The organism is Polymorphospora rubra (genome assembly GCF_018324255.1).
Lineage (GTDB): Bacteria > Actinomycetota > Actinomycetes > Mycobacteriales > Micromonosporaceae > Polymorphospora > Polymorphospora rubra.
The window spans coordinates 5,186,502-5,208,426 of record NZ_AP023359.1; the positions used below are offsets into that span (position 1 = coordinate 5,186,502).

23 protein-coding genes and 1 pseudogene are annotated in these 21,925 nt (G+C 73.3%); 11 read left to right on the top strand and 13 right to left on the bottom strand.

Going from position 1 to position 21,925, the window contains the following annotated elements; translation table 11 throughout:
- Window positions 1-5: 5 nt before the first annotated feature.
- Window positions 6-470 carry a MarR family winged helix-turn-helix transcriptional regulator gene (locus tag Prubr_RS23465; RefSeq protein ID WP_212817040.1) on the top strand — a complete coding sequence of 155 codons (465 nt, stop codon included), beginning with the start codon at window positions 6-8 and terminating at the stop codon, window positions 468-470.
- Between the two features lie 99 nt (window positions 471-569).
- Window positions 570-1,556 carry a pirin family protein gene (locus Prubr_RS23470; protein WP_212817041.1) on the top strand — a complete coding sequence of 329 codons (987 nt, stop codon included), beginning with the start codon at window positions 570-572 and terminating at the stop codon, window positions 1,554-1,556.
- Window positions 1,557-1,566: 10 nt separating this feature from the next.
- Here Prubr_RS23470 and Prubr_RS37750 read toward each other — a convergent pair whose 3' ends face one another.
- From Prubr_RS37750 to Prubr_RS23480, 3 genes are all read right to left on the bottom strand, one after another.
- Window positions 1,567-1,698 carry a hypothetical protein gene (locus Prubr_RS37750; RefSeq protein WP_281425831.1) on the bottom strand — a complete coding sequence of 44 codons (132 nt, stop codon included), beginning with the start codon at window positions 1,696-1,698 and terminating at the stop codon, window positions 1,567-1,569.
- 445 nt (window positions 1,699-2,143) lie between these two features.
- The gene (locus tag Prubr_RS23475; protein ID WP_212817042.1) at window positions 2,144-3,016 is read right to left on the bottom strand and encodes a helix-turn-helix domain-containing protein; all 873 of its coding nucleotides are present in this window, start codon (window positions 3,014-3,016) and stop codon (window positions 2,144-2,146) included.
- 356 nt (window positions 3,017-3,372) lie between these two features.
- On the bottom strand, window positions 3,373-4,749 hold the full coding sequence (locus Prubr_RS23480) for a glycoside hydrolase family 6 protein (RefSeq protein WP_212817043.1): 1,377 nt from the start codon (window positions 4,747-4,749) through the stop codon (window positions 3,373-3,375).
- Window positions 4,750-5,109: 360 nt separating this feature from the next.
- Between Prubr_RS23480 and Prubr_RS23485 the strand changes: the two genes are divergently transcribed.
- A complete protein-coding gene (locus Prubr_RS23485; protein ID WP_212817044.1) occupies window positions 5,110-6,048 on the top strand; it encodes a sensor histidine kinase in 939 nt (312 codons plus the stop codon).
- Window positions 6,049-6,064: 16 nt separating this feature from the next.
- On the opposite strand, the gene Prubr_RS23490 is transcribed toward Prubr_RS23485, so the two are convergent.
- Together Prubr_RS23490 and Prubr_RS23495 are read right to left on the bottom strand one after the other, a co-directional pair.
- Window positions 6,065-6,742, bottom strand: a complete 678-nt coding sequence (locus tag Prubr_RS23490; RefSeq protein WP_212817045.1) for an HAD family hydrolase — start codon at window positions 6,740-6,742, stop codon at window positions 6,065-6,067.
- Window positions 6,743-6,751: 9 nt separating this feature from the next.
- Complete coding sequence (locus Prubr_RS23495; protein ID WP_212817046.1) at window positions 6,752-8,914, bottom strand: ATP-binding SpoIIE family protein phosphatase; 2,163 nt, start codon at window positions 8,912-8,914, stop codon at window positions 6,752-6,754.
- 256 nt (window positions 8,915-9,170) lie between these two features.
- On the opposite strand from Prubr_RS23495, the gene Prubr_RS23500 reads away from it, so the two are divergent.
- On the top strand, window positions 9,171-10,208 hold the full coding sequence (locus Prubr_RS23500) for a mechanosensitive ion channel family protein (RefSeq protein WP_212817047.1): 1,038 nt from the start codon (window positions 9,171-9,173) through the stop codon (window positions 10,206-10,208).
- Between the two features lie 43 nt (window positions 10,209-10,251).
- Here the strand turns inward: Prubr_RS23500 and Prubr_RS23505 are convergent, their stop codons facing one another.
- Window positions 10,252-10,620 carry a DUF6401 family natural product biosynthesis protein gene (locus Prubr_RS23505; RefSeq protein WP_212817048.1) on the bottom strand — a complete coding sequence of 123 codons (369 nt, stop codon included), beginning with the start codon at window positions 10,618-10,620 and terminating at the stop codon, window positions 10,252-10,254.
- A 156-nt stretch (window positions 10,621-10,776) separates the two neighbouring features.
- On the opposite strand from Prubr_RS23505, the gene Prubr_RS23510 reads away from it, so the two are divergent.
- On the top strand, window positions 10,777-11,214 hold the full coding sequence (locus tag Prubr_RS23510) for a hypothetical protein (protein WP_246567558.1): 438 nt from the start codon (window positions 10,777-10,779) through the stop codon (window positions 11,212-11,214).
- A gap of 18 nt (window positions 11,215-11,232) precedes the next feature.
- Here the strand turns inward: Prubr_RS23510 and Prubr_RS23515 are convergent, their stop codons facing one another.
- Window positions 11,233-11,451: a hypothetical protein gene (locus Prubr_RS23515; RefSeq protein ID WP_212817049.1), complete on the bottom strand. Its 219-nt coding sequence runs from the start codon at window positions 11,449-11,451 to the stop codon at window positions 11,233-11,235.
- A 117-nt stretch (window positions 11,452-11,568) separates the two neighbouring features.
- Here Prubr_RS23515 and Prubr_RS23520 point away from each other — a divergent pair, with 117 nt between their 5' ends.
- Together Prubr_RS23520 and Prubr_RS23525 are read left to right on the top strand one after the other, a co-directional pair.
- Window positions 11,569-11,853, top strand: coding sequence for a hypothetical protein (locus Prubr_RS23520; protein WP_212817050.1), 285 nt, complete (start codon window positions 11,569-11,571; stop codon window positions 11,851-11,853).
- 156 nt (window positions 11,854-12,009) lie between these two features.
- A complete protein-coding gene (locus Prubr_RS23525; protein WP_212817051.1) occupies window positions 12,010-13,230 on the top strand; it encodes an MFS transporter in 1,221 nt (406 codons plus the stop codon).
- A gap of 50 nt (window positions 13,231-13,280) precedes the next feature.
- On the opposite strand, the gene Prubr_RS23530 is transcribed toward Prubr_RS23525, so the two are convergent.
- From Prubr_RS23530 to Prubr_RS23545, 4 genes are all read right to left on the bottom strand, one after another.
- Entirely contained in the window at window positions 13,281-13,526 is a 246-nt protein-coding gene (locus Prubr_RS23530; RefSeq protein WP_212817052.1) for a hypothetical protein, read from the bottom strand.
- Window positions 13,527-13,680: 154 nt separating this feature from the next.
- Window positions 13,681-14,145, bottom strand: a complete 465-nt coding sequence (locus tag Prubr_RS23535; protein ID WP_212817053.1) for an SRPBCC family protein — start codon at window positions 14,143-14,145, stop codon at window positions 13,681-13,683.
- Between the two features lie 86 nt (window positions 14,146-14,231).
- A complete protein-coding gene (locus tag Prubr_RS23540; RefSeq protein WP_212817054.1) occupies window positions 14,232-14,642 on the bottom strand; it encodes a DUF2795 domain-containing protein in 411 nt (136 codons plus the stop codon).
- A 47-nt stretch (window positions 14,643-14,689) separates the two neighbouring features.
- Window positions 14,690-15,703 carry a YihY/virulence factor BrkB family protein gene (locus Prubr_RS23545; protein WP_212817055.1) on the bottom strand — a complete coding sequence of 338 codons (1,014 nt, stop codon included), beginning with the start codon at window positions 15,701-15,703 and terminating at the stop codon, window positions 14,690-14,692.
- A 152-nt stretch (window positions 15,704-15,855) separates the two neighbouring features.
- Between Prubr_RS23545 and Prubr_RS23550 the strand changes: the two genes are divergently transcribed.
- Window positions 15,856-16,263 (top strand): ChaB family protein, encoded by a 408-nt coding sequence (locus Prubr_RS23550; RefSeq protein ID WP_212817056.1) that lies wholly within the window; start codon window positions 15,856-15,858, stop codon window positions 16,261-16,263.
- Between the two features lie 115 nt (window positions 16,264-16,378).
- Here Prubr_RS23550 and Prubr_RS23555 read toward each other — a convergent pair.
- A pseudogene (locus tag Prubr_RS23555) lies at window positions 16,379-17,817 on the bottom strand (aldehyde dehydrogenase family protein).
- Window positions 17,818-17,967: 150 nt separating this feature from the next.
- Here Prubr_RS23555 and Prubr_RS23560 point away from each other — a divergent pair.
- The 3 genes from Prubr_RS23560 to Prubr_RS23570 all read left to right on the top strand — a co-directional run bounded on the left by Prubr_RS23560 (window position 17,968) and on the right by Prubr_RS23570 (window position 21,067).
- On the top strand, window positions 17,968-19,572 hold the full coding sequence (locus tag Prubr_RS23560) for a phytoene desaturase family protein (RefSeq protein WP_212817057.1): 1,605 nt from the start codon (window positions 17,968-17,970) through the stop codon (window positions 19,570-19,572).
- Between the two features lie 131 nt (window positions 19,573-19,703).
- A complete protein-coding gene (locus Prubr_RS23565) occupies window positions 19,704-20,204 on the top strand; it encodes a hypothetical protein (protein WP_212817058.1) in 501 nt (166 codons plus the stop codon).
- 149 nt (window positions 20,205-20,353) lie between these two features.
- Window positions 20,354-21,067 carry a maleylpyruvate isomerase N-terminal domain-containing protein gene (locus Prubr_RS23570; RefSeq protein WP_212817059.1) on the top strand — a complete coding sequence of 238 codons (714 nt, stop codon included), beginning with the start codon at window positions 20,354-20,356 and terminating at the stop codon, window positions 21,065-21,067.
- A 5-nt stretch (window positions 21,068-21,072) separates the two neighbouring features.
- On the opposite strand, the gene Prubr_RS23575 is transcribed toward Prubr_RS23570, so the two are convergent.
- Window positions 21,073-21,843, bottom strand: coding sequence for a polyprenol monophosphomannose synthase (locus tag Prubr_RS23575; RefSeq protein ID WP_212817060.1), 771 nt, complete (start codon window positions 21,841-21,843; stop codon window positions 21,073-21,075).
- Window positions 21,844-21,925 lie beyond the last annotated feature (82 nt).

Consider the following 21,925-nt stretch of genomic DNA (forward strand, 5'->3'; position numbering starts at 1 on the left):
GGTGCGTGGTCGAAAGTCTGGACAACACGCAGATGGCCTGCTGGCGGGCCTTCATCGAATCGAGCCAGCGCCTGATCACCCAACTCGAGGAGGACCTGCGGGCCGACAGCGAACTGAGCATGCCCGACTACCACGTGCTGGTGCTGCTCTCCGAGGCGCCCCAGCAGCGGTTACGGATGGGCGAACTGGCCAACCGGCTGGTCTTCTCGCCGAGCCGGCTGACGTACCACATCTCCACCATGGAGCGGCGCGGCCTGGTCGTGCGGGAGAGCTGTCCCGAGGACCGGCGCGGCAGCCAGGCGGTGTTGACCGCCACCGGGCTGCTCGCCCTGCGCGAGGCGGCACCACACCACCTCGCGTCGGTACGCCGACACCTCATGGACGACCTCGACGAGGCCGAGATGGCCTGCCTCACCCGCGTGTTCACCCGGCTCGGTGACCGGATGACCGCGGCCCGCACCGCCGACTGACCGCGACCCGCCCGAGCGGACCGCGAACCCGTGCCGGAGCCCGGCGGGCGCCACCCGCGCCACCGGCTCCACCACCCGTGCGACCCGAGAGAAGGAGCCATGCCAGCGATCACCGTGGACGACGTCCTCGTCCTGCCCCGCCTGCCGCACGTCGACCCCGCCGCCACCGCCTTCCGGCCGGTCCGCCGGATCGTCACCGCACCCAGCGGTTTCGAGGGCGAGGGCTTCCCGGTCCGCCGGGCGTTCGCGGGCGTGCCCATGCCGGAACTCGACCCCTTCATCCACCTCGACCAGATGGGCGAGGTGGACTACGCGCCGGGCGAGCCGAAGGGCACCCCGTGGCACCCGCACCGGGGCTTCGAGACCGTCACCTACATCATCGACGGCATCTTCGACCACCAGGACTCCAACGGCGGCGGTGGCACCATCACCGACGGCGACACCCAGTGGATGACCGCCGGCTCGGGGCTGCTGCACATCGAGGCCCCGCCGGAGCACCTGGTCGTCAGCGGCGGGCTCTTCCACGGCCTCCAGCTGTGGGTCAACCTGCCGCGGGTCGCCAAGATGAACCCGCCCCGCTACCAGGACATCCGCGGCCGTGAGTCGGCGCTGCTGACCACACCGGACGGTGGCGCGCTGCTGCGGGTCATCGCCGGCGAGGTGGACGGCCACCGCGGACCCGGTACGACCCACACCGACATCACCATCACCCACGTGACCGTCCAGCCGGGGGCGCGGGTCGACCTGCCGTGGCGGCCGGACTTCAACGCGCTGGTCTACGTGCTGGGCGGCAAGGGCACCGTCGGTACCGACCGGCGGCCGGTGCAGACCGGCCAGCTGGCCGTGTACGGCCCGGGTGACGTGCTGACCTTCACCGCCGACCAGGCACAGGACTCGCACACGCCGGTGCTGGATCTCTACATCATGGGCGGCAAGCCGATCCGTGAGCCGGTGGCCCACTACGGCCCGTTCGTCATGAACACCCGTGCCGAGCTGGCGCAGGCGTTCGAGGACTACCAGGCCGGCAAGCTCGGCGTCATCCCCGCCACCCGGGTGCCGCACACGGGTGGCCAGGAGCGGCCCTGAGGCCGCGGGGTCAGGCGGAGATCAGGAACATCCCGGCGACCCCCAGCAGGACCATGACCAGTACGGCGAACAGCAGGCCCCGTTCGGTGTCGAGGGTGTCGGGGCGGGCGGCGGCGTCGGGGTTGACGGTGTCGGTGGTCATCGCTGTTGCTCCTCAGCGTCGTTCCGGTGACATTGACGGTATGAGGACGTCGACGTGGCGGAATCCCGGTTTGATGCCGCCCGTGCCTTCTCGGAGGTACGGGCGGCCGCCGGCCGTCCTGCGGGGTGAGGGCGTCGTCGACCTCGGGGGCCGCCCGTGCGGACTTCGTTCTCGGCACCGCCAGGCGGAGCGACCCGGCCGGTGAGTTACCCGGATGGCGCGCGGCGAATCACGCTGAACCGCTGAATCCGGGCCGCGATCAGCCATCCCGGGTGTCCGGCGCGGGCGGCGGCGTCAAACGTGGCGACGGTCTCATCCCGCCGACCGGCCGGGCGGTCCGGCCGAACGGCCGTCGGGGCGTCGGTGTCGAGGGTGTCCGGGAGGCGGCCGGGACCGGCACACGGTGTGCCGGTCCCGGCCGTACGTCCGCGGGGTCCGCGGCCGGTCAGGCCCGTGCGTCGAGGCGGAGCGCGGCCGCCGTGATGAGGTGCGCGGAGTCGGCCGCGGTGAGGGCGGCGTCACGGAGCTGGTCGAAGGCGAGCACGAACCGTTTGCTCTGCGGTGCCTCGACGTAGATCTGTCCGGCCAGGTTCTCCAGGTAGGCGACCTCCGGATACGGCTCGGGCATGCGGAAGACCTGGAACGGGCCGTCGAACCGGGGCGTGGTGTTGGCGTCGGCCGGCAGGACGCGGATCTCGATCCGCTGCCGGCGGGCGAGGGTGGCGAGGTGGTCGAGTTGGGCCCGCATCACGTCGGCGTCGCCGAGGTCCCGGCGGAGCACGGCGTCGTCGAGCACCACCGACAGGCCGTTGCTGCCCGCCTCGAAAGCCCGCTGGCGGCCGATCCGCTCGGCGATCCGGGCGGCGCGGTCGGCCGGCGTGGCGGCGGCCTCGCGCAGCCGTAGTGCCCGGTCGGCGTAGGCGGGGGTCTGCAGCAGGTCGGGCAGCAGTTGGGTGTGGTAAAAGCAGATCAGCTTGGCGTGGCCGACGAGCCAGGCGTGGTCGACGTAGGCCCGGTCCGGCAGCCCGTCGGTGAAGTCGACGTCCCACTGGTTGGTGCGCCAGGTGTCCCGGGACAGGCGGAGCAGGCGGGCCCGGGTGCGGCCGTCGAACACACCGTAGATGTCGAGCAGGGCCGCGACGTCGTGGTGCTTGAAGGGCCATTCCGCGCGTTCGTAGCGGGCGAGTGCGGAATGGTCACGGCCGAGGTAGTCGGCGGTGGACTTGAGGGTCATCCCCCGTTGACGGCGCAGCTCGCGCATCTGGTGGCCGAGCCACTGGGCGCGCAGGGTGCGTTGGACGGGTTCTTTGAACGGCATGAACCACCTCTCGGAGAGCACTGTGGATGCGTTGCTCCAAACGCGATGCGTTGAGAGTCTCGCCACTGCGCTATCGACGCCGTCCGTCTTCGCGGAATGGACGGCGGAGAGGCTTCGCGGGCCTAAATTGCACGATCGGATGTGCGCCGATCGCCGACTGCAATGGACTGGAACATATGTATCACGGATGCCGCCTACCCGCCCCCGCCCGCCCCGTACCTCTTCGTCGATCTAGGGCAGTCGGTGGTTGAGAAGCGGACGAATCATCCACCCCGCACGGGGATCGGTGCGGGGCACGGGACCGGGGTGGCACGCCGCGCGAACCCGGAGCTGCCGCGCGGCGTGCCGGACCGCGGTCAGGCGCAGGGCGTCCCGTTGAGGGAGAAGTTGGTCAGGGCCGGCGCGCCGGCCCCGCCCTGGGTGCCCTGGAAGCCGATGCTGGTCGTGCCCCCGGTCGCCAGCGCGCCGTTCCAGGCGGCGTTGCGCGCCGTCACCTGGTTGCCGGACTGGCTCCACGTGCCGTTCCAGCCGGTGCTGAGCTGCACGCCGGCCCCGGCGGTGAAGGTCAGCGTCCAGGCGCTGACCGCCGGCCCCCGGTTGGTCACCCTGATCTCGGCGGTGAAGCCGCCGGTCCAGGCGTTCGCGGTGTAGCTGACCGTGCAGCCGCCGGCCGGTGGGGTGGTCGGCGGGGGAGTGGTCGGCGGCGGGGTCGTGGGCGGCGGGGTCGTGGGGGTCGGGCTGGGCGGTGGCGTGGTCGGCAGCGGGCCGGCCGCGACGGCCAGGTCGTACGCCCGTTGCGGCACGAACTGTCCGGCGGCGGCGATGCAGCCGTCCGCCTCGCCGGGCAGCTTGACCCAGAGGAAGGCGTCGATCTTCGGGTCACCGGTCTGGTTGGTGCTCGGCGTACCGATCGCCCGGCCGGCGGGGTCGCACCACTCCGAGCCCAGCGGGCCGTTCCCGTTTCGGCTGGTGTCGATCACGGCCGTCAGGTGGTTGGCGCCGGTCGCCGCGATCACCGCCTTGACGTAGTTGACGACCTCGCTGGTGGCCCGGTAGTTGGACACGTTGCTGGAGATCCCGTCGGCGCTGTTCGCCACGTCGGCCCCGACGAGCATGCCGGCCATCGCCGAGGGGGAGTGCCAGGCCGAGTGGCCGGCGTCGAAGTAGACCTTCGCCTGCGACGAGCCGGCCTTGAGCCGCTTTCCGGCGTACGCCATCGAGGCCCGCACCTCCGCCTGCTGGCCGGTGTTCATGCAGGTGCCCATGAGGGCGAGCACGTCGGGCTCCAGGATGATCGTGGCGGGCCGGTTGCCGAGCCCGGCCGCGACCTCGTCCACCCACTGGCGGTAGGCGGTGTGGTTCGGGGCGCCGCCGGCGCTGTGGTTGGAACAGTCCCGGTTCGGAATGTTGTAGACGACCAGGATCGGGATCTTGCCGACGGCGGCGGCCGCGCCGACGAAGGCGTCGACCTGACCCCGTACGGCGGCGGGGTTGTGCTGGGTGAACCAGCGCCCCTGCGGCACGTTGGCGATCCGGTCACGGATGACGCCGGTGCGGGAGTCGCCGGGATTGGCCGCGACCCACTGGGCGGCGTTGGTCTGCGGGTCGACGTAGAACACGGACTGCGCGGCCTGGGCCGGCTGCGGCGAAAGCAGGCCGATACCGGCCGCGGTGGTCGCGACCACCGCCAGGGCGGTGGCCGCGCCGGCGGCGAGCGCGGATCGGGTGGGCATGTGTGACCCCTCGAGTACGATATCGAGCGACCTCCATGGAAGCGCTCCCATGACAAGCAACACCGTACGGGGATGTTGCGCGTGTGTGAAGCCCTCGTGTCTACCCGATTGCCGTGGCCGGGCCGGTCCGGCGTCCGGGCCCGGCGACGTCGACCGGTCCGGTGCCGCCCGAAAAGGGATCCACAAGGGACTTCCCGGCTGGCCGACGCGTCGCGTGACCCGGCTCCCGCGAGGACGTAGGCTCCCCGTGAGCCTGGAGGTACGGGGGTTTCCAATGATGGCGTGTCCGGTTGGGATCATCCCTGTCGAGATCGTCCGGGTCGGGATCGTCCCGGCAGCCGCGCGAGCCCGCGGCCGCCGATGACGGACCGCCCGACGATCGCACCGGCGCATGCACCGCAGTGGCACGAGGCGCTGTTCTACACCGGTGACGACGACTACCTGGCCGCCACCGTGCCCTTCGTGGAGGACGGACTCGCCGCCGGCGAGCCGGTGCTGATCGCCGTTCCCACCTACGGCCTGGGCCTGCTGCGGCGGTTCGACGGTGTCGACGGCGTACGCCTGCTGGACATGGTCCGGGCCGGCCGCAACCCGGCCCGGATCATCCCGAGCGTGCTGCACGCCTTCGTCGCCGGGCACGGCGGCCCGGTACGCGTCGTCGGCGAGCCGGTCTGGCCCGGCCGGGCCGCGGCCGACTACCCGCGCTGCGTACAGCACGAGGCGCTCGTCAACATCGCCTTCGCCGACCACCCGGTCCGGATGCTGTGCCCGTACGACGCCGCGCGGCTGGACCTCGACGTGCTCGCCGACGCCGCCAGCACCCACCCGGTGCTGATGCGTGGCGGCGACCGCCAGCCGAGCCTCGGCTACACCCGACCGGAACGGATCGTCGACGCGTTCAACCGCCCGCTGCCCGAGCCGACCACGACGACGACCGTGCTGGTTTTCGAGACGGCCGGCCTGTCCGGCGTACGCGGTCTGGTCGTCGCGCTGGCCACCGAGGCCGGGCTGGCGCCCGACCGGGTGACCGACCTGCGGATCGCGGTCAACGAGCTGGCCACCAACGCCGTCGCCACCGCCGCCGGACCGGCGATCCTGCGGGTGTGGACCGAGCCGGACGCGCTGGTCTGCGAGATCACCGGGTCGAGCGTGCTGACCGACCGGCTCGCCGGCCGGATCCCGCCTCCGCACACCACCGAGCGCGGCCGCGGCCTGGTGCTGGTCAACCTGCTGTGCGACCTGGTCCACGTGCACACCACCGAGGACTCGACGACCGTCCGCCTGCTCATGGACCGCTGACCGCGCCGGCCGACGCTCAGGTGAGGGCTGCGATCGGCGACTGGTCGAGGGCGGCGAGCAGGGCCGCCGGATCGTCGTAGACGGCCACCGCGCCGGCACCGGCCAGTTCCGCCCGGCAGGTGCCCCCACAGGTCAGCGCCACGCAGGGGATGTCGAGGTGCCGGGCCGCGGCCACGTCCCAGACCGAGTCGCCGACGAACACCACCCGGCGGGCCGCCAGCCCCGCCTTGTGCAACGCGGCGGTCAGGATGTCCGGACTCGGTCTGATCTCCGGCACGTCGTCGGCCGACGTCGCCGCGGCCACCGCGTCGTCGGCGGACAGCGCCGACCGCAGCGCCACCAGGTCGTCGCGGGCCGCCGACGACGCCAGTACGACCCGCAGCCCGCGGTCGGCGCACGCCCGCAGCAGGTCGGCGGCGCCGGGCAGCGGGCACAACCGGTTCCGGTGCCGGGCGAAGATCTCCCGGTGTCCGGCCCGGATGCGGTCGTCGGCACCATGGTCACGCTCCGGCCCGAGCACGTGGTCGAGCAGCCGGTCCGAACCCATTCCGACGCCGCGGTGGACCCGCGCCATCGGCGCGTCGTAGCCGGCCCGGCCGAGCGCCTCCCACCAGGCGACCGTGTGCAGGTAGGTGGTGTCGACCAGGGTGCCGTCGAGGTCGAAGAGCACGCCTGCCGGGCCGTTCGCGTCCATCCGGTCCCCCTACCCGCCGGGAGCGGGGGTGACGCCTGCCTGACCCTCAGGTATGAGGATCTCGAACCATACGGTGGACCCCCGTACGGTCGGATCGGTGCCCCAGGCGTCACTCAGCTGCTCGATCAGCGACAACCCCCGGCCCCGGCTGCTCAACCGATCGGTCTGGGTCCTGGTCACCGTTCCCCGGGTGCCCCGGTCGGCGACGGAGACGAGCAGGCGTTCCGAACTCAGGTCGATCTCCACCCGGGCCGAGGTGCCGGCGTGCAGGAGGGCGTTGGTGGTCAGCTCACTGGTGCAGAGCACCGCCGCGGCGACGACCGACTCCGGCACCGCCCACTCGGTGAGCTGGGCGGTCATCCAGTGCCGTACCCGACCCGGCGCGGTCGGTTCGGCCGGCACCTGGATGCCGGCCGACCGGCTCGGCCGGCTGGCGTGCTCGACGGCCAGTACCGCCACGTCGTCCTCGGTGGGGCCGGCCACCGCGCCGACCGCGACCGCGCACAGGCTGCGCGGATCGGAGCCGCCGGCCGCCGAGACGGCGGCGGCGAGGGCGTCGAACCCCTCGGCGAGACCGCGTCCACGGCGCTCGACGACACCGTCGCTGAACAGCAGCACCGTGTCGCCGGGGGCGAAGTCGACGGCGACGGCCGCCCGCCGCCCGCCGAGGCCGAGCGGCGGCCCCGGCGGTACGTCGAGGTAGCCGGCCGCCGGCACCGGGTCCGGCCCGGTGGCCGACCGGCGCAGCAGGGGAGCGGGGTGCCCCGCGCTCGCGAGCGTCAGTCGACCCGCCTCGGGGTCGGCGACGCCGTAGGTGACGGTCACGAAGATCTCGTCGCTGCGCATCTCGGCGGCGAGGTTGGCGACCAGCCGGTCCAGCCCGCGCAGGACCGAGGCCGGGTCCGGGTCGGTCAGCGCGAGCGCCCGCAGCGCGGCGCGTACCTGGCCCATCAGCGCGGCCGCCCGTACGTCGTGGCCCGCGACGTCCCCGAGCACGACCGCGAGCCGCCCTCCGGCCAGCGGGAACGCGTCGTAGAAGTCGCCGCCGGCGGCGTTGCCGTCGACGCCGGCCTCGTAACGGGCCGCGATCCGGAACCGGGGGATGTCGGGCAGGTGCTCCGGCAGCATGCTGCGTTGCAGGAGTTGTGCCGTACCGTGCTGGGTCTCGAACCGCCGGGCCCGTTCGGCGGCCTGCGCGACCAGTTCGGCGGTGGCGGCGAGCAGGGCCCGTTCGGCCGGTGCCCATGGGTGGGCGGCCTCCAGCCCGAAGGTGAGCGCGCCCCGTAGCGACGCGGTGCGCAGCGGCAGCGCGGCCAGCGCGCGTACCTTCTGGTCGTGCCGGTCCAGGGCGGTACGCCGTAACGGCTGGCCGTCGGTCCGGAATGTCGCGGTGCCGTCGGTGGCGGCGGCCACCAGCGGTGCCGTCGAGTCGCCGGGCAGCCGTCGCCACAGCGGCGGAAGCCGCTCGTCGGCCTCGTCGAGGACCTCGCCGCGGACCCGGCGGGTCATCCGCCACCCGGTGCCGTCGTCGACGCCGAATGCCGCCTGGTGGACGTCGAGCGACGACACGGCGTAGCGCAGCGCCACCCGGGCGACGTCGTCGAGGGTCAGCGTGGCCGACAGCGCCGAGGCGAGTGCGCTGAGGTCCTGCAGGCGGCGGGTGACCTGGGTGGTCTCGGCCGCGACGGTGAGTACGCCGACGATCCGGCCGCGGCCGTCGCGCACCGCCGACAGGCCGCGGGTGAAGACCGCGTGTTCGAGGGTTCCGGCCGCGGCCCGGACCACCGGCAGCGACGCCTCGGTCTCCAGGTAGGGCTCACCGGTGCGGCGGACCCGCTCGAAGACGTCGCCGACGCCCGGCATCGCCCAGACGTCCGCGTGCACCTCCGGGGCGGGCCGGCCGAACGCCTCGGGGTGCTTCACCCCGAGCACCGCCGCGTACGCGTCGTTGTAGACCAGGGTCAGTTCGTCGCCGTACGCCAGTGCCATCGCGACCGGCGATCCGAGCACCAGATCGACGATGGCGCGCAGGGCGGGATCCCAGCCGGAGGGGTCGCCGAGCCCGGTCTGCGACCAGGGGCGGGCCGGCTCGACGGCCTTGGGCCCACCGGCCATTCGGGCGGCGGGCACGGATACGGGAACCGCGGGGATGCGCCCTGCCGTGGCTGGCATGCAAGCAGCCTATCCGGCGGAGTCGAGTCCGGCCCGATCGGTGGAGACGGCGCAGGTCAGCGAGCGGGTCGAGGCGGATCGCCCCGGAACCGCGGTTGGTCGGTGCGGTGCCGGCAGCCGGCCGGGGTCTGCGCAGAATCCTGTTTTATGACTCGCTAATCCGTTTTGCCGGAAATGAAGGTAACTGAGGGTGGTTGGGGTGATGATCGGCAGGGTAAGGGGAACCGTGGTAGGTCACGTGACAGGAGGGGACCAGATGTCCGAGACGGTGGCCGTGCGGCAGGTCGACATCGGGGCCGCGCTGACCGACATGTGGCGATCGGTGCTGCTGTTCATCCCGAAGGCCATCGCCTTCGTCGCGATTCTCGTGATCGGCTGGATCATCGCGAGGTTCGTCCTGAAGATCGTCGACCGGGTGCTGGAGCGGGTCGGCTTCGACCGCGCGGTCGAGCGCGGCGGCATCGGCCGGGCCCTCGAACGCACCAGGTACGACGCGAGCGACATTCTCGCCCGCCTGGCCTACTACGCCGTACTGCTGCTGACCCTGCAACTGGCGTTCGGGGTCTGGGGACCCAACCCGATCAGCGACCTGATCGCCGGCGTGGTCGCCTGGCTGCCCCGCGCCTTCATCGCGATCGTCATCGTGGTGGTGGCCGCCGCGATCGCCAGCGCCGCACGCGACCTGATCGCGGGCGCGCTCGGTGGCCTGTCGTACGGCCGCCTGCTGGCGAACCTGGCCTCGGCGTTCATCGTGGCGCTCGGCGTGATCGCCGCACTCAACCAGATCGGCATCGCGACCACCGTCACCACCCCGGTCCTGGTGGCCGTGCTCGCCACCGTCGCCGGCATCCTCATCGTCGGCGTCGGCGGTGGGCTGGTGAAGCCGATGCAGCAGCGCTGGGAGGGGTGGCTCGACCGGGCCGCCGCCGAGTCCCAGGTGATCCGGGAGAAGGCCGCCGCGTACGCCGCCGGGCAGGAGGACATGCGCCGCCAGATGGCCGACCGGGCACCGGCGGGCGCGCCCGGCGACGTGGAGCGGACCCAGGTCATCCCGCAGGGCGCGGGCTCGCCCGCGATGTCCGGCGGTCAGCCCATGACGGGCGGTCAGCCCATGACGGGCGGTCAGCCCATGTCCGGCGGTCAGCCCGTGGCGGGCGGGCAGCCGATGTCCGGCGACGCGACACGGTCGCAGGCGGTCTACCGGTCCGGTAGCGCCACCCCGCCCGGTGCCGAACGGCCGGCGGGCATCGACGACACCCAGCGGATCATGCCGCCGGACCGGAGCGACCGCTAGGTTCCGTCGGACGGCCCGACCGGTCCGGTCCGGCCGTCCGGCCTCAGCCCCTGGCCGCGGGCCGCTCGGTGGCCCGCGCCAGGGCGCAGACCGCCAGCAGCCTGGTCAGCACCCAGTCCGGGCCGGCGGCCCAGTCGACCGGGCCCGCCGGGGGCTGCCAGCCGTGCTGGAGCGCGGCGTCGCGTACCCCTTCGGCGTAGCCGGCGAGCGCGACCGCGGTCAGTGGCCGCCGGTCACCGAGAAGGCTGTCGCGTACGGCCGCCGCGTGCTGGTCGACGCTGGCGAGCAGCCTCGGGTGCAGGGCGGCGACGGCGAGGCCGGCAGCACCGACAGATGCGTTCAGATCGGCCAGTGCGGAGCGTGCCGACCGCGTCGCGCGGCGTGCGGAAACGCCGTTGAACAGGGCTGTCATGGAGACCGAGGCTAGCCAAGGGGCCTACCCGCCGACCTCGGTCGGTCGGTGCGGACCGGTCGGCGGGCGGCTGAATCTGCCCGTCGGACCCGCGTACCGCAACCCCCGCCCGGGTAGTGGTGGGGAGACGGCCGACACACGATTTCGGGAGGCACCGTGACCGACGACGGTCCCGACCCGGCGCACCGGCGCCCGGCCGGTCTGGACGACACGACCGTGGCCGCGTTGGGCAAACTCAGCGAGGCGCTGGAGACGACCGAACGGGCCCGTGGGCACCTGTATTCGATGCATCAACTCACCGGGCACGCCGACCTTCAGCTCGACGAGGCGGTCGCGCTCTTCCGGCGGGCCGGGCACGACAGGGTCGCCGACCGGATCGAACGGGAGCTGATCGGCCGCAACGTCATCGCGGGGCGGTGGACGTTCCAGATCGTCGAGGACTACGACGACGGCTACCACGCGACGTTCCGGGAGTTGGAGACGTGGGCCCGCGACGACCTGGCGGGCGGGCGGCGCCATCTCCTCGAGGCGGAGATGAAGGAGCGGCGCCGGACCAGGGGGCTCCCCGGGCACGAGGCGCGCCCGGCCGGGTGACGTGGTGTGGCCCGGCCGTTATTCGTAGTGGCTGGAGCCGGCGTCGGCCGGCCGGCGCCGCATCGCGTCGTCGGCCAGGATGACGGTGGCGACCATCAGCGCGACCACGACGCTGAACAGCCACGAGTCGTCGGCGACCAGGCGGGCGGAGACAGGGGCCTGGAGTGCGAGCAGCACGAAACCGAACCAGGCCCAGCGGCGCTGGCGGGGGGAGAGGAATCCGTGGGCTTGACGCATTCGAAAAGTTTGCCCCGGAGAAACCGGATCGCCCTCGGCCGTTCGGTCGAAGTCGGGGTTGTCTCTCCAGCCCACCGACGACGGTCGGTGAGGTTCCAGTCACCGACCGCTGATGGGGTGGCCTCAGTCGCCTCCGCCACCACCGCCTCCGCCACCACCGCCTCCGCCACCACCGCCTCCGCCACCACCGCCTCCGCCACCGCTGTCGCCGCCACCCCCGTCGCCGCCCCAACCCCAGCCGCCGCCGTCCCCACCGTCTCCGCCGCCGTCGTCGCCACCGCCGCGCCGACGCTGGCGGGCCGCGGCGGGCGTGGCGTGGTCGACCCGGGAGGCCGACCGGCGGCGCAGGCCCACGAGTACGGCCGCCACGATGATGAGAACCAGACCCGCGAAGAGCAGTAGTTCGGTCATGTTCATCACTGTCGGTCATTGGCGCAACACGGGCCAACCCCTATTCGGCTCGGCAGTCGTCAGCACGCCGACCGTGGGGGCATAAGGGGGTGCGCCGCGGGTGGGGTGGTGTGCGAGAGCGCTTTCCCTACGGCAGGATCGAGGGCTGTGTCCGTACGAACCGCACCCCGGCTGTCCCTGCTCCTGCTCGCGTACTTCGCGTTCGTCAGCCTCGGTCTGCCCGACGGTCTGCTCGGGGTCGGCTGGCCGTCGATCAGTGCCGACTTCGCCGTACCGACCGAGGCGGTCGGCCTGCTGCTCACCGCCAGTACCGCCGGCTACCTGACCTCCAGCGTCGCCGCCGGCTTCACCATCAGCCGGCTCGGCATCGGCTGGCTGCTGGCCGGCAGCACCGGCCTGACCTGTCTCGCCCTGGTCGGCTACACGGCCTCACCGGTGTACGCCCTGCTGATCGGCTGTGCGCTGCTGCTCGGGTTCGGCGGCGGGGCCATCGACTCCGGCCTCAACGCCTTCGCCGCGGGCGCGTTCGGCCCCCGGCACATGAACTGGATGCACGCGTTCTTCGGCCTCGGCGTCGCCCTCGGCCCGCTGATCATGACGACGGTGCTGGCCACCGGGTTCTCGTGGCGGTGGGGGTACGGCATCGTGGCGGCCGCACAGGCCGTCCTGGCCCTGTCCTTCGTGCTGACCGTCAAGGCGTGGAGCCGCCGGGAGCCGGCCGCCGGCGCGGGCGAGGAGCCGCCCGCCCGACCCGTGCCGGTACCCGTGCGGGAGACCCTGACGCTGCCGGCGGTGTGGTTCGGCGCGCTGGCGTTCGCGGTGTACGTCGCCGTCGAGGTCACGGCCGGGCTGTGGGCGTACCTGCTGCTGACCGAGGGGCGCGGACTGAGCGCGACGGTCGCCGGCATCTGCGTGTCCGGCTACTGGGGCAGCCTCTTCGTCGGCCGGGTGGTGCAGGGGGTGGTCGCCGAGCGCCTCGGCAGCTCCACCGTGCTCACCGGCAGCCTGGTCGCAATGGTGGCCGGCGCGGTGCTGGTCGCCCTGCCCGCCCCCGGCTGGGTCGCCGTCGTCGGCCTGGCCATCATCGGGTTCGGTGCCGCGCCGGTGTTCCCGCTGCTCACCCTGACCACCGCCGAGCGGGTCGGGGTCGAGCACGCCGACCGCACCATCGGGTTGCAGATCGGCGCGGCCGGCCTGGGCGGCGCGGCCATCCCGGCCGGCGTGGGCGTGCTGCTGGGCCGCGTCGACGTGGAGCTGCTCGGCCCCGCGCTGGTCGTCCTCTCGCTGGCCCTGCTCGCCCTCTACGCCGCATCCACCCGCCGTCCGGCCCGGATCGGCGCCACCGCCGCACCCGGCCCGGACGCGTGATCGCCGGCCCCGGGGAGTCGGTGCGTGCTCGTCGCACCTGCCGGGAGGAATCAGTGGGGGCCGGTGCGGCCGGTCGTGGAGGGGCGGTGGGCGCGCTGCTCGTCGGTCAGCCGCTCGCGGTCGGCCGGGGTGCTCTCCAGTTCCTCGGCGGCCGCGTCGTGGCCGAACGCCGCCTCCGCGCCCGCGTCGTTGCCGGTCACGTCATCGAGTTGGCCGTCGGTGTCCCAACTCGCCATCGCCTCGCTGAGCTCCTTCAGCGGCAGTCGTTGCTCGTCACGCCAGGTCTCGTCGGTCATCGTCTGGTCGTACCCGACCGCCGGGCGGCGAAACGGCACCGGCGGGCGTACGCGGGCGGCAGGGCCGGTTGCTGCGGGCGCGGGAACGCGCCGGCCGCAACGGCGACGGCCGCCGGTGGGGTTGCCCCCACGGCGGCCGCCACTGCCGATCCCGCTACGGCTCGGACCGGTGCACCTCGCCACGCCAGGCGCCGGTCTCGACGCCGCCACGGCCCTCGATGTACTTCTTGAAGCGGTCCAGGTCGCCCTTCACCCGCATGTCGATCACGCCGAGCTTGTCCCCGGCCTGCTCGGCGATGCCGTGCGGCTCGAGATCCATCTGCGCGGTGATCCGGGTGTGGTTGGCGTCCAGCCGGTGGAAGGTGATCACCCCGGCCTGCTTGGTGCCGTTGGTCGTCTTCCAGGCGACACGTTCGTCCGGAAGCTGCTCGGTGATCTCCGCGTCGAACTCGCGCTTGACGCCGGCGATCTCGGTCTTCCAGTGCGTCTTGGTGTCGGTGAGCTGACGGACCTCGGTGACCCCTTCCATGAAGTGGGGGAACTCCTCGAACTGGGTCCACTGGTCGTACGCGGTACGAACCGGTACCGCCACGTCAACGGACTTGGTGACCGAACCCATCTGACTTCCTCCTTGATCGACAGTCCTGAGAGCTGGACGATGCGGAGCCCGGACGGTCCTGCCGGGATGAGGCGATCGCCGCCGGACTACCAGCGCGTCGACTCGTTCGCGTGGCCCAACGCCGCCCACGCCTCGGACACGGTCCGGAACTGCCGGTCGGGCGGCAGCCGGTCGAGTTGGGCGAGTACGTCGTCGGGCGCCTCGTTCTCCCGCGCGCTGCGGCACAGCGTCTCCCGGTCGCCGGGCAGCGCCGACAGGCTGATGTAGCGGCCCAGCCGGCTGCGCTGCTCGACGTCGGCGGGCGTCATGCCCTGCGGGACGCCGGTCTGGTTCTCGCCGCCGGGAACCCGGCTGACCTCCGGCTGGTCCTCGCCGGCCGGTTCGGCCTCGCGCCAGGGTTCGGCCCGTGCCCCGGCCGTGCCGGCGACGGTGCCGGCGACCTCCCGGTTCATCTGGTCGTCCAGTCGTGGTCCGTGTTTGCTGTTGCCACGTTCCATGACCTAGTGGCTACCCGGCCGGTCCGGCGCTAAACGATTTCCGCCGATCAGGAGCCCCGCGCCGGCGACGTCTCCGGCCCGTCGTCGGCGGGGGTGCGCTCCGGCAGCACCGGATCCTCCTCGGCGTCCTCGACCCCGCCCTGGATGGCCCGGCCGCGCTGGATCTCCGCGTTCACCTCGACGCCGAAGAGCACCGCGATGTTGATCAGATAGATCCAGACCAGGAAGGCGATCACCGCGCCGAGGCTGCCGTACGTGGCGTCGTACGAGGCGAAGTTGGCGACGTACAGCCCGAAACCGAACGACACCACCGCGGCCGCGAGCAGCGTCACCAGGCCGCCCGGGGTGAGCCAACGGAACCGGGGCTGTCGCACGTTCGGCGCCACCCAGCCCAGCAACGCCAGGAGGAGCATCGCGATCAGCACCAGGGCCGGCCACTTGGCGATCGCCCAGGCGGTCTTCGCGGCGCTGCCCAGGTGGAGCGCGTCGCCGACGGCGTCGACGACCGGCCCGCTGACGATCAGCATGACGACGCTCGCGGCCAGCAGCAGCAGGGTGACGAGGGTGACCCCGAGCTGGAGCGGGCGCAGCTTGTAGAACGGCCGGCCCTCCTGCACGCCGTAGATCGCGTTCGCCGCCCGGGTGAAGCCGCCGACGTACCCCGACGCCGACCACAGCGCACCGAGCAGACCGAAACTCAGCAGTACGCCGGCCGAACTCTGCTGGTTGACCACGCTGTCGATCGCGTCGCGTACGCCGCCGCTGGCCACCACCGAGCCGGCGCCCAGGTCCTCGGCGATGCCGAGGATGGTGCCGACCGCGTCGCCGCCGCGGGCGACCAGGCCGACCAGGGCCACCACCACGATCAGCGACGGGAAGATCGCCAGTACCGAGTAGTACGTCAGGCTGGCCGCCCAGTCGGTGCAGTTGTCCTTGCCGAACCCCTTGGCGCTGCGGACCAGCACGCCCTTCCACGTCGACCAGCTCAACTGGCGCAGGCGTCCGGGCAGCTTCCGCTCCCGCTTGGGCGGTCGGGCCGGCGGGTGCGTCGTCGTGGCCATCGCCCAACTCCCTGCTGCGCGGTAGCGGCGACCACCGCCGCTGGATGCGATGGCCGTACCCCCGCGCGGACCTGGACAAACCCGGCGCGGTTTGGTGGCCGGCGGGCCGGGAACGCAGCCAGTCGAGCATTTTCCAGGCGAGGAGGTCCGACATGCCCGCGCGCGATGAACTGCCGAGTACGCTCCAGCGCTCGCCGGACAAGGCCCAGCGCACCTGGTCCAAGACCCACGACTCGGCCGTCGAGACGTACGGCGAGGGAGAGCGGTCGCACCGGGTCGCGTTCGCCGCGTTGAAGCACTCGTTCGAGAAGGTCGGCGACCACTGGGAGCCCAAACCGGGCAAGGGCCCGAGCGACGAGCAGGCGGCCGGTGGCGGTCCGGCGCGACGTACGCCCACCGCCGGTGGGGTGGACGCCAACGCGTCCAAGGAACACCTGATGGACCTGGCCCGGCGGGCCGACATCCGGGGCCGGTCCAGCATGACGAAGCCGGAGCTGGTCAAGGCACTGCAGAGGGCCAACGACCGCAGCACCCGCCAGGCCCGCGAGAAGCGGTCCTGACCGTCCGGCGGCCGGGCATCCCGCCCGGTCGCCGGCCGCGTCGGACCGCGCCGCGCGTGCGGGTCCTGGTGCCCGGCGACGTCGGCCCACGGCCCGTCGTCGCGTGTGCGGACGGTCACCAGCGGACGGTCGGGCCACCGGGCGGTTCGATGTGCACGGTCTTGGCCACCGTCATCTCGTCGAGCAGTTCGGGGCCGTACCCGAAGCCCTGGCCACTGGCCCGGCGCGGATGCGCGGCACCGCCGGGCGCCCCGCCGAAGACGGCGTTGACCTTGACGGTGCCGACCGGCAGTTCCCGCCAGGCCCGCTGCGCGTTGGCCATCGAGCCGGTCAGCACGGTCGCGGCCAGCCCGTACGGCGAGCGGGCCGCCCGCGACAGCGCCTCGTCGTACGAGTCGACGACCAGCACCGGCGCGATCGGACCGAACGTCTCCTCCCGCATCACCGCCATGTCGTCGGTGCAGCCGGCCAGCACCGTCAGGGGATAGAACGCGCCCGGCCCCTCGGGTAGCACGCCACCGCACAGCGCCTGCGCGCCGTCGGCGACCGCGGCGGTCACCTGGGCGTGGACGTGCTCACGGTGCCGCCGGTCGACCAGCGGCCCGAGTTCGGAGCGCGGGTCGCGGCCCGGCCCGACCCGCATCTCGTGGCAGCAGCGCAGGAGCGCGGCCAGGAACCGTTCGGCGACGGTGCGGTGCACGTAGATCCGTTCGACCGCGACGCAGAGTTGCCCCGAGTTGGCGAACGCGCCGAGCGCCGCCTGCTCGGCGGCCCAGCGCGGGTCGACGTCGGCGTCCACGATCAGCGCGTCGCAGCCGCCGTTCTCCAGCAGGGCCTTGGCCCCCGTGCCGGCGCAGCTGGCCGCGATCGAGCGGCCGGCGGCGGTCGAACCGACGTGGGCGACGAGGTCGACCTGTCGGCCGGCCAGGGCGGCACCGACCGCCCCGTCGCCGGTGACCAGCGAGAGCACGCCGGGCGGGAGGTGTTCGGCCAGCAACCGGACGAGCAGCCAGCCGGTCGCCGGGCTGCGTTCGCTCGGCTTGTGGACCACGGTGTTGCCGGTCGCCAGTGCGGCGCCGAGCAGCCCGCAGGAGACCGCGACCGGGTCGTTCCACGGCGTGATCGCCGCGACGACACCCCGCGGCTGGTACGTCACCAGGTCGATCGCCTCCGCCGCGCCGGCCAGCGCCCGGCCGCCGTGCAGCGGCCCGAGTTCGGCGTACTGGCGCAGCGTGGCGACCCCGGCCTGGATGCCGGCCCGGGCGCCGGCCAGCGGCCGGCCCATCTCGGCGGTCTGCGCGTCGGCGATCAGGTCCGCGGCGTCCTCGATGGCGTCGGCCGCCCGCTGCAGCGCGGCGGCGCGGATCGCCGGGGCGCTCGCGGCCCAGGTCGGCGCGGCCCCCGCGCGGCCTTGACGGCGGCGTCCAGGTCGGCGCCGCTGGCGGTGGGTACGGAGCTGACCGGGCTGCCGTCGGCCGGATCCACCACCTCGAAGCGGCCGTTGTCCCCGGCCGGCTTCCACTGCCCGCCGATGAGCTGTTCCACGTCGTACATCCGCCCGTAGTCCCCGCCGGAGCCGCCGGCAAACCCGGTGTTCCGAGGCGGTGGGCGCGGCGGGGCCGGGGGAGCCGCTTCCAGGTGTTGGCGCACGACCCGGCGCCGCCTTACCCGGGGCGCGCCGCCCGGACCGGCACAATCAGCGGCATGGGAGTCGTGGACGCAGACGGCGCCGACGCGCTGGTGATCGGTGCCGGGCCGAACGGGCTGGTCGCCGCGAACCTGCTCGCCGACGCGGGCTGGGACGTGCTGGTGCTGGAGGCGACCGGGGCGGCCGGCGGCGCCGTACGGTCGGCCGAGATCACCGCGCCGGGCTACCGCAACGACCTGTTCAGCTCGTTCTATCCGCTCGGCTACGCCTCGCCGGTGATCCGTCGGCTCGATCTCGGGGCGTACGGGCTGCGCTGGACGCACGCCCCGGACGTGCTGGCCCACCTGCTGCCGGACGGGCGCTCGGCGGTGCTGAACCGGGACCCGGCCCGCACCGCGGCGTCGCTCGAGCGGTTCGCGCCCGGCGACGGTGACCGGTGGCTCGTCGCGTACGACGAGTGGCGCTCACTGTCCGGGCCGCTGCTGTCGGCGCTGTTCAGCCCGATCCCGCCGGTGCGCGGCGGGCTGGCCCTGCTGGCCCGGCTGCGTACGGCCGGTGCGCTGCGGCTGGCCCGCCGGCTGGCCCTGCCGGTCCGGACCCTCGGGGAGGAGCTGTTCCGGGGCGCCGGCGGCCCGCTGCTGATGGCCGGCTGCGCCCTGCACACCGACCTGTCCCCGCTCGACGTCGGCAGCGGCGTGTACGGCTGGCTGCTGACCATGCTCGGCCAGCAGGTCGGCTGGCCGGTGCCGGTCGGCGGGGCGCAGCGGCTCACCGACGCGCTGGTGACCCGGCTGCGGGTTCGGGGCGGCCGGATCGCGTACGGGGTGCCGGTCGACCGGGTGCTGGTGGCGCGGGGGCGGGCGGTCGGCGTACGGACCCGGGGCGGGGCGCTGTGGCGGGCCCGCCGGGCGGTGGTGGCCGACGTACCGGCGCCGGCGCTCTTCCTGGACCTGGTGGGGGAGCGGTGGCTGCCGCCGCGGCTGGTGGCGGACCTGACCCACTTCCGGTGGGACGGCTCGACGGTGAAGGTGGACTGGGCGCTCTCCGGCCCGGTGCCGTGGACCGACCCGGCGGCGGCCGGCGCCGGCACCGTGCACCTCGGCGGTGATCTCGACGGGCTGACCGGGTTCGCCGCCGACCTGGCCCGGGGCGTGTTGCCGGCGGATCCGTTCCTGCTGGTGGGGCAGATGTCCACCGCGGACCCGAGCCGGTCGCCGGCGGGTACGCAGGCGTTGTGGGCGTACACCCACCTGCCGTTCCGGCGGGCGTGGGACGCCGCCGAGGTGGTCGCGCACGTGGCCCGGATGGAGGCGGTGCTCGAACGGTACGCGCCCGGGTTCGGCCGGCTCGTCGTCGGTCGGCACGTGGCCGGCCCCGGGGATCTGGAGCGGGCCGATCCGAGCCTGGTCGGCGGGGCGCTCGGCGGCGGTACGTCGGCGGCGTACCAGCAGCTCGTGCTGCGGCCGGTGCCCGGGCTGGGGCGGGCGGACTCGCCGGTCGACCGGCTCTTCCTGGCGAGTTCGTCGGCGCATCCGGGCGGCGGCGTGCACGGCGGGCCGGGCGCGAACGCGGCGCGGGCGGCGCTGGCCCGGGACCGGGCGGTCGGCGGCGACCTGTACGCGGCGGCGGTCTCGGCCGCGCACCGGGCAATCTATCGCTGAAAGTCGGAGTTTGCGGATCACGCGGCGTCGGCCGACGATCATGTCTATGCAAGATCGTCGATCTCTGGTAAGAAAACTGCAGGGTTGACCCATGTCATGTAGAAAACCCCCACCCGAGAACCGGAGTTCCCATGACACCCACCCGCCGCGCGACCCGACGCGTGCTCACCCTGCTGGTCGCGGTGTTCGCCGCCACCGTCACCGCCCTCGGCTTCTCCACCCCGGCCCACGCCATCACCCACTCCAGCGCGACGTCACAGCTGAGCGCCGCCGGCATCAGCTGGACCTCCAGCGGCGGATGCAGCAACCGCAACATCCCCACGTGTACGTCGTTCGACGGCATCCGCCAGGCGACGATCACCGGGATCATCACCTTCAAACGCGCCAGCGGGTGCGCGGTCACCATCACCGCCGGCACCGAGACCGGCCACGCCGGCGGCACCTACAGCCACTGGAACGGCTACAAGGTGGACATCCGGCTGACCACCTGCGTGGAGAACTACATCACCCGGTCCTACACCTACGTCGGCTACATCTCCGGCTGGGGACACCAGTACCGGGCGGCCTCCGGCAACCTCTACACCAAAGAGGGCAGCCACTGGGACATCCTCTACTACACCTGCGGCTGCTGACCATGTCGTACGCGGTGCCGCCGCTCCGGCGGCACCGCCCCGCGGGCCCGGCGGAAACGCCCGGTCCGGCGTCTCTCCGGCGGAAAGGGCCGGTCGGTGGAATGAGACCGGCCCGGGCGGGGCAAACACCCGGTCACGGAGGTGAGGCGATGACCCGCGCGACCGACCTGGCCGACCTGACGGAGATGGCCGGAATCGACCCGTTCGACGTCCTCGACACCGAAGCGGCCCGGGTGGACGCTTTCTACCGCGGCCTGTCCGACGCCGCGTGGTCGGCCCCCACCCGCTGCGCCGGCTGGGACCGGCGTGCCCTGCTCGCCCACCTGATCACCACCGAGGACTACACGCACGCCGGGCTCGACGGCAGGGTCGAGGACTTCGAGGACGACGTCGGCGGGGTCGACCTCGCCGATCGGAACGCCCGGGGAATCGCCCGGCGGGCCGGCCTCGCGGCCCAGACGGTTCTCGCGCAGTGGCGGGCCGCCTCGGCCGACAACCGCCGCCGGCTGCGCGAGCGCGGCGAGCGCGGCACCCTCCAGACGGCGGCCGGCGACTACCCGGTCGGTCGGCAGGTGTTCTATCTGGCCAGCGAGCTGGCCACGCACGCCGACGACGCCGGGGTGCCGCAGTCGCCCACCGAGCAGGAGGAACGGCTGCGGTGGCGGGTACGGTTCGCCCGGCTCGCGGTGGCCGAGGCGGGCCAGGGCGTGGTCGTCACACCGGACGGCGGGGTCGAGCTCATCCGGCTCGGCGGGCAGCAGGCCCGGCTCACCGAGCGCGACTTCGTCGAGGCGGTCGCCGACCGGCTGGGCATCGACGCGCTGCCCGACGACATCCACGAGGCGCTGGTGGTGCTGGCCTGAACGGGTCAGTCGCGGCCGACGCCCCGGTGCTTGCTGCGCAGCCGGAACGGCATCAGCGCGCTCTCCACCTTGGTCGCCGTCGTCATCTTCGAGGTGCCGTCGAGGCGGTCGGCGAAGCGGATCGGCACCTCCAGCACGGTGTGCCCGAGCCGGGTGGCCAGGTAGTGCATCTCGACCTGGAAGCTGTAGCCGTTGGACTGCACCCGGCCCAGGTCGATGTCGCGCAGCACGTCCGAGCGCCAGATCTTGAAGCCGGCCGTCAGGTCGCGGATGCGGACCCGCAGCAGCGAGTGCACGTAGAAGTTCGCCCAGCCGCTCAGCGCCCGGCGGTAGAGCGGCCACGCCTCGTCGAGCTGACCGCCCGGCACGTAGCGCGAACCGATGACCACACCCGCGCTGGTGGACAGCAGGGTGCCCAGCATCCCGGGCAGGGCCTCCGGCGGGTGGGACAGGTCGGCGTCCATCTGCGCCACGTAGTCGGCGCCGGCGTCGAGGGCCCGGCCGATCCCGTCGACGTACGCCCGGCCCAGCCCCTCCTTGCCGGGACGGTGCACCACCGTGATCCGCTCGGGGTGGTCGGTGGCGAGCTTGTCGGCCACGTCGCCGGTGCCGTCCGGCGAGTTGTCGTCGGCGATCAGGATGTGCAGGGCCGGCAACGGGAGTGCGAGCAGCCGCTCGACCAGGACGGGCAGGTTGCCCGCCTCGTTGTAGGTCGGCACGACCACGGTGACGCGCGCGTCACACCACGGCGGGGGTAACTGCACGGGCTCGATCATGAAAGGCATCCTCTATAGGCTGACATTTCCTCCGGAGAGGGTAGTCATCCCGCGGCGGTGCCGCAGTCCGCCACCCCGGCGC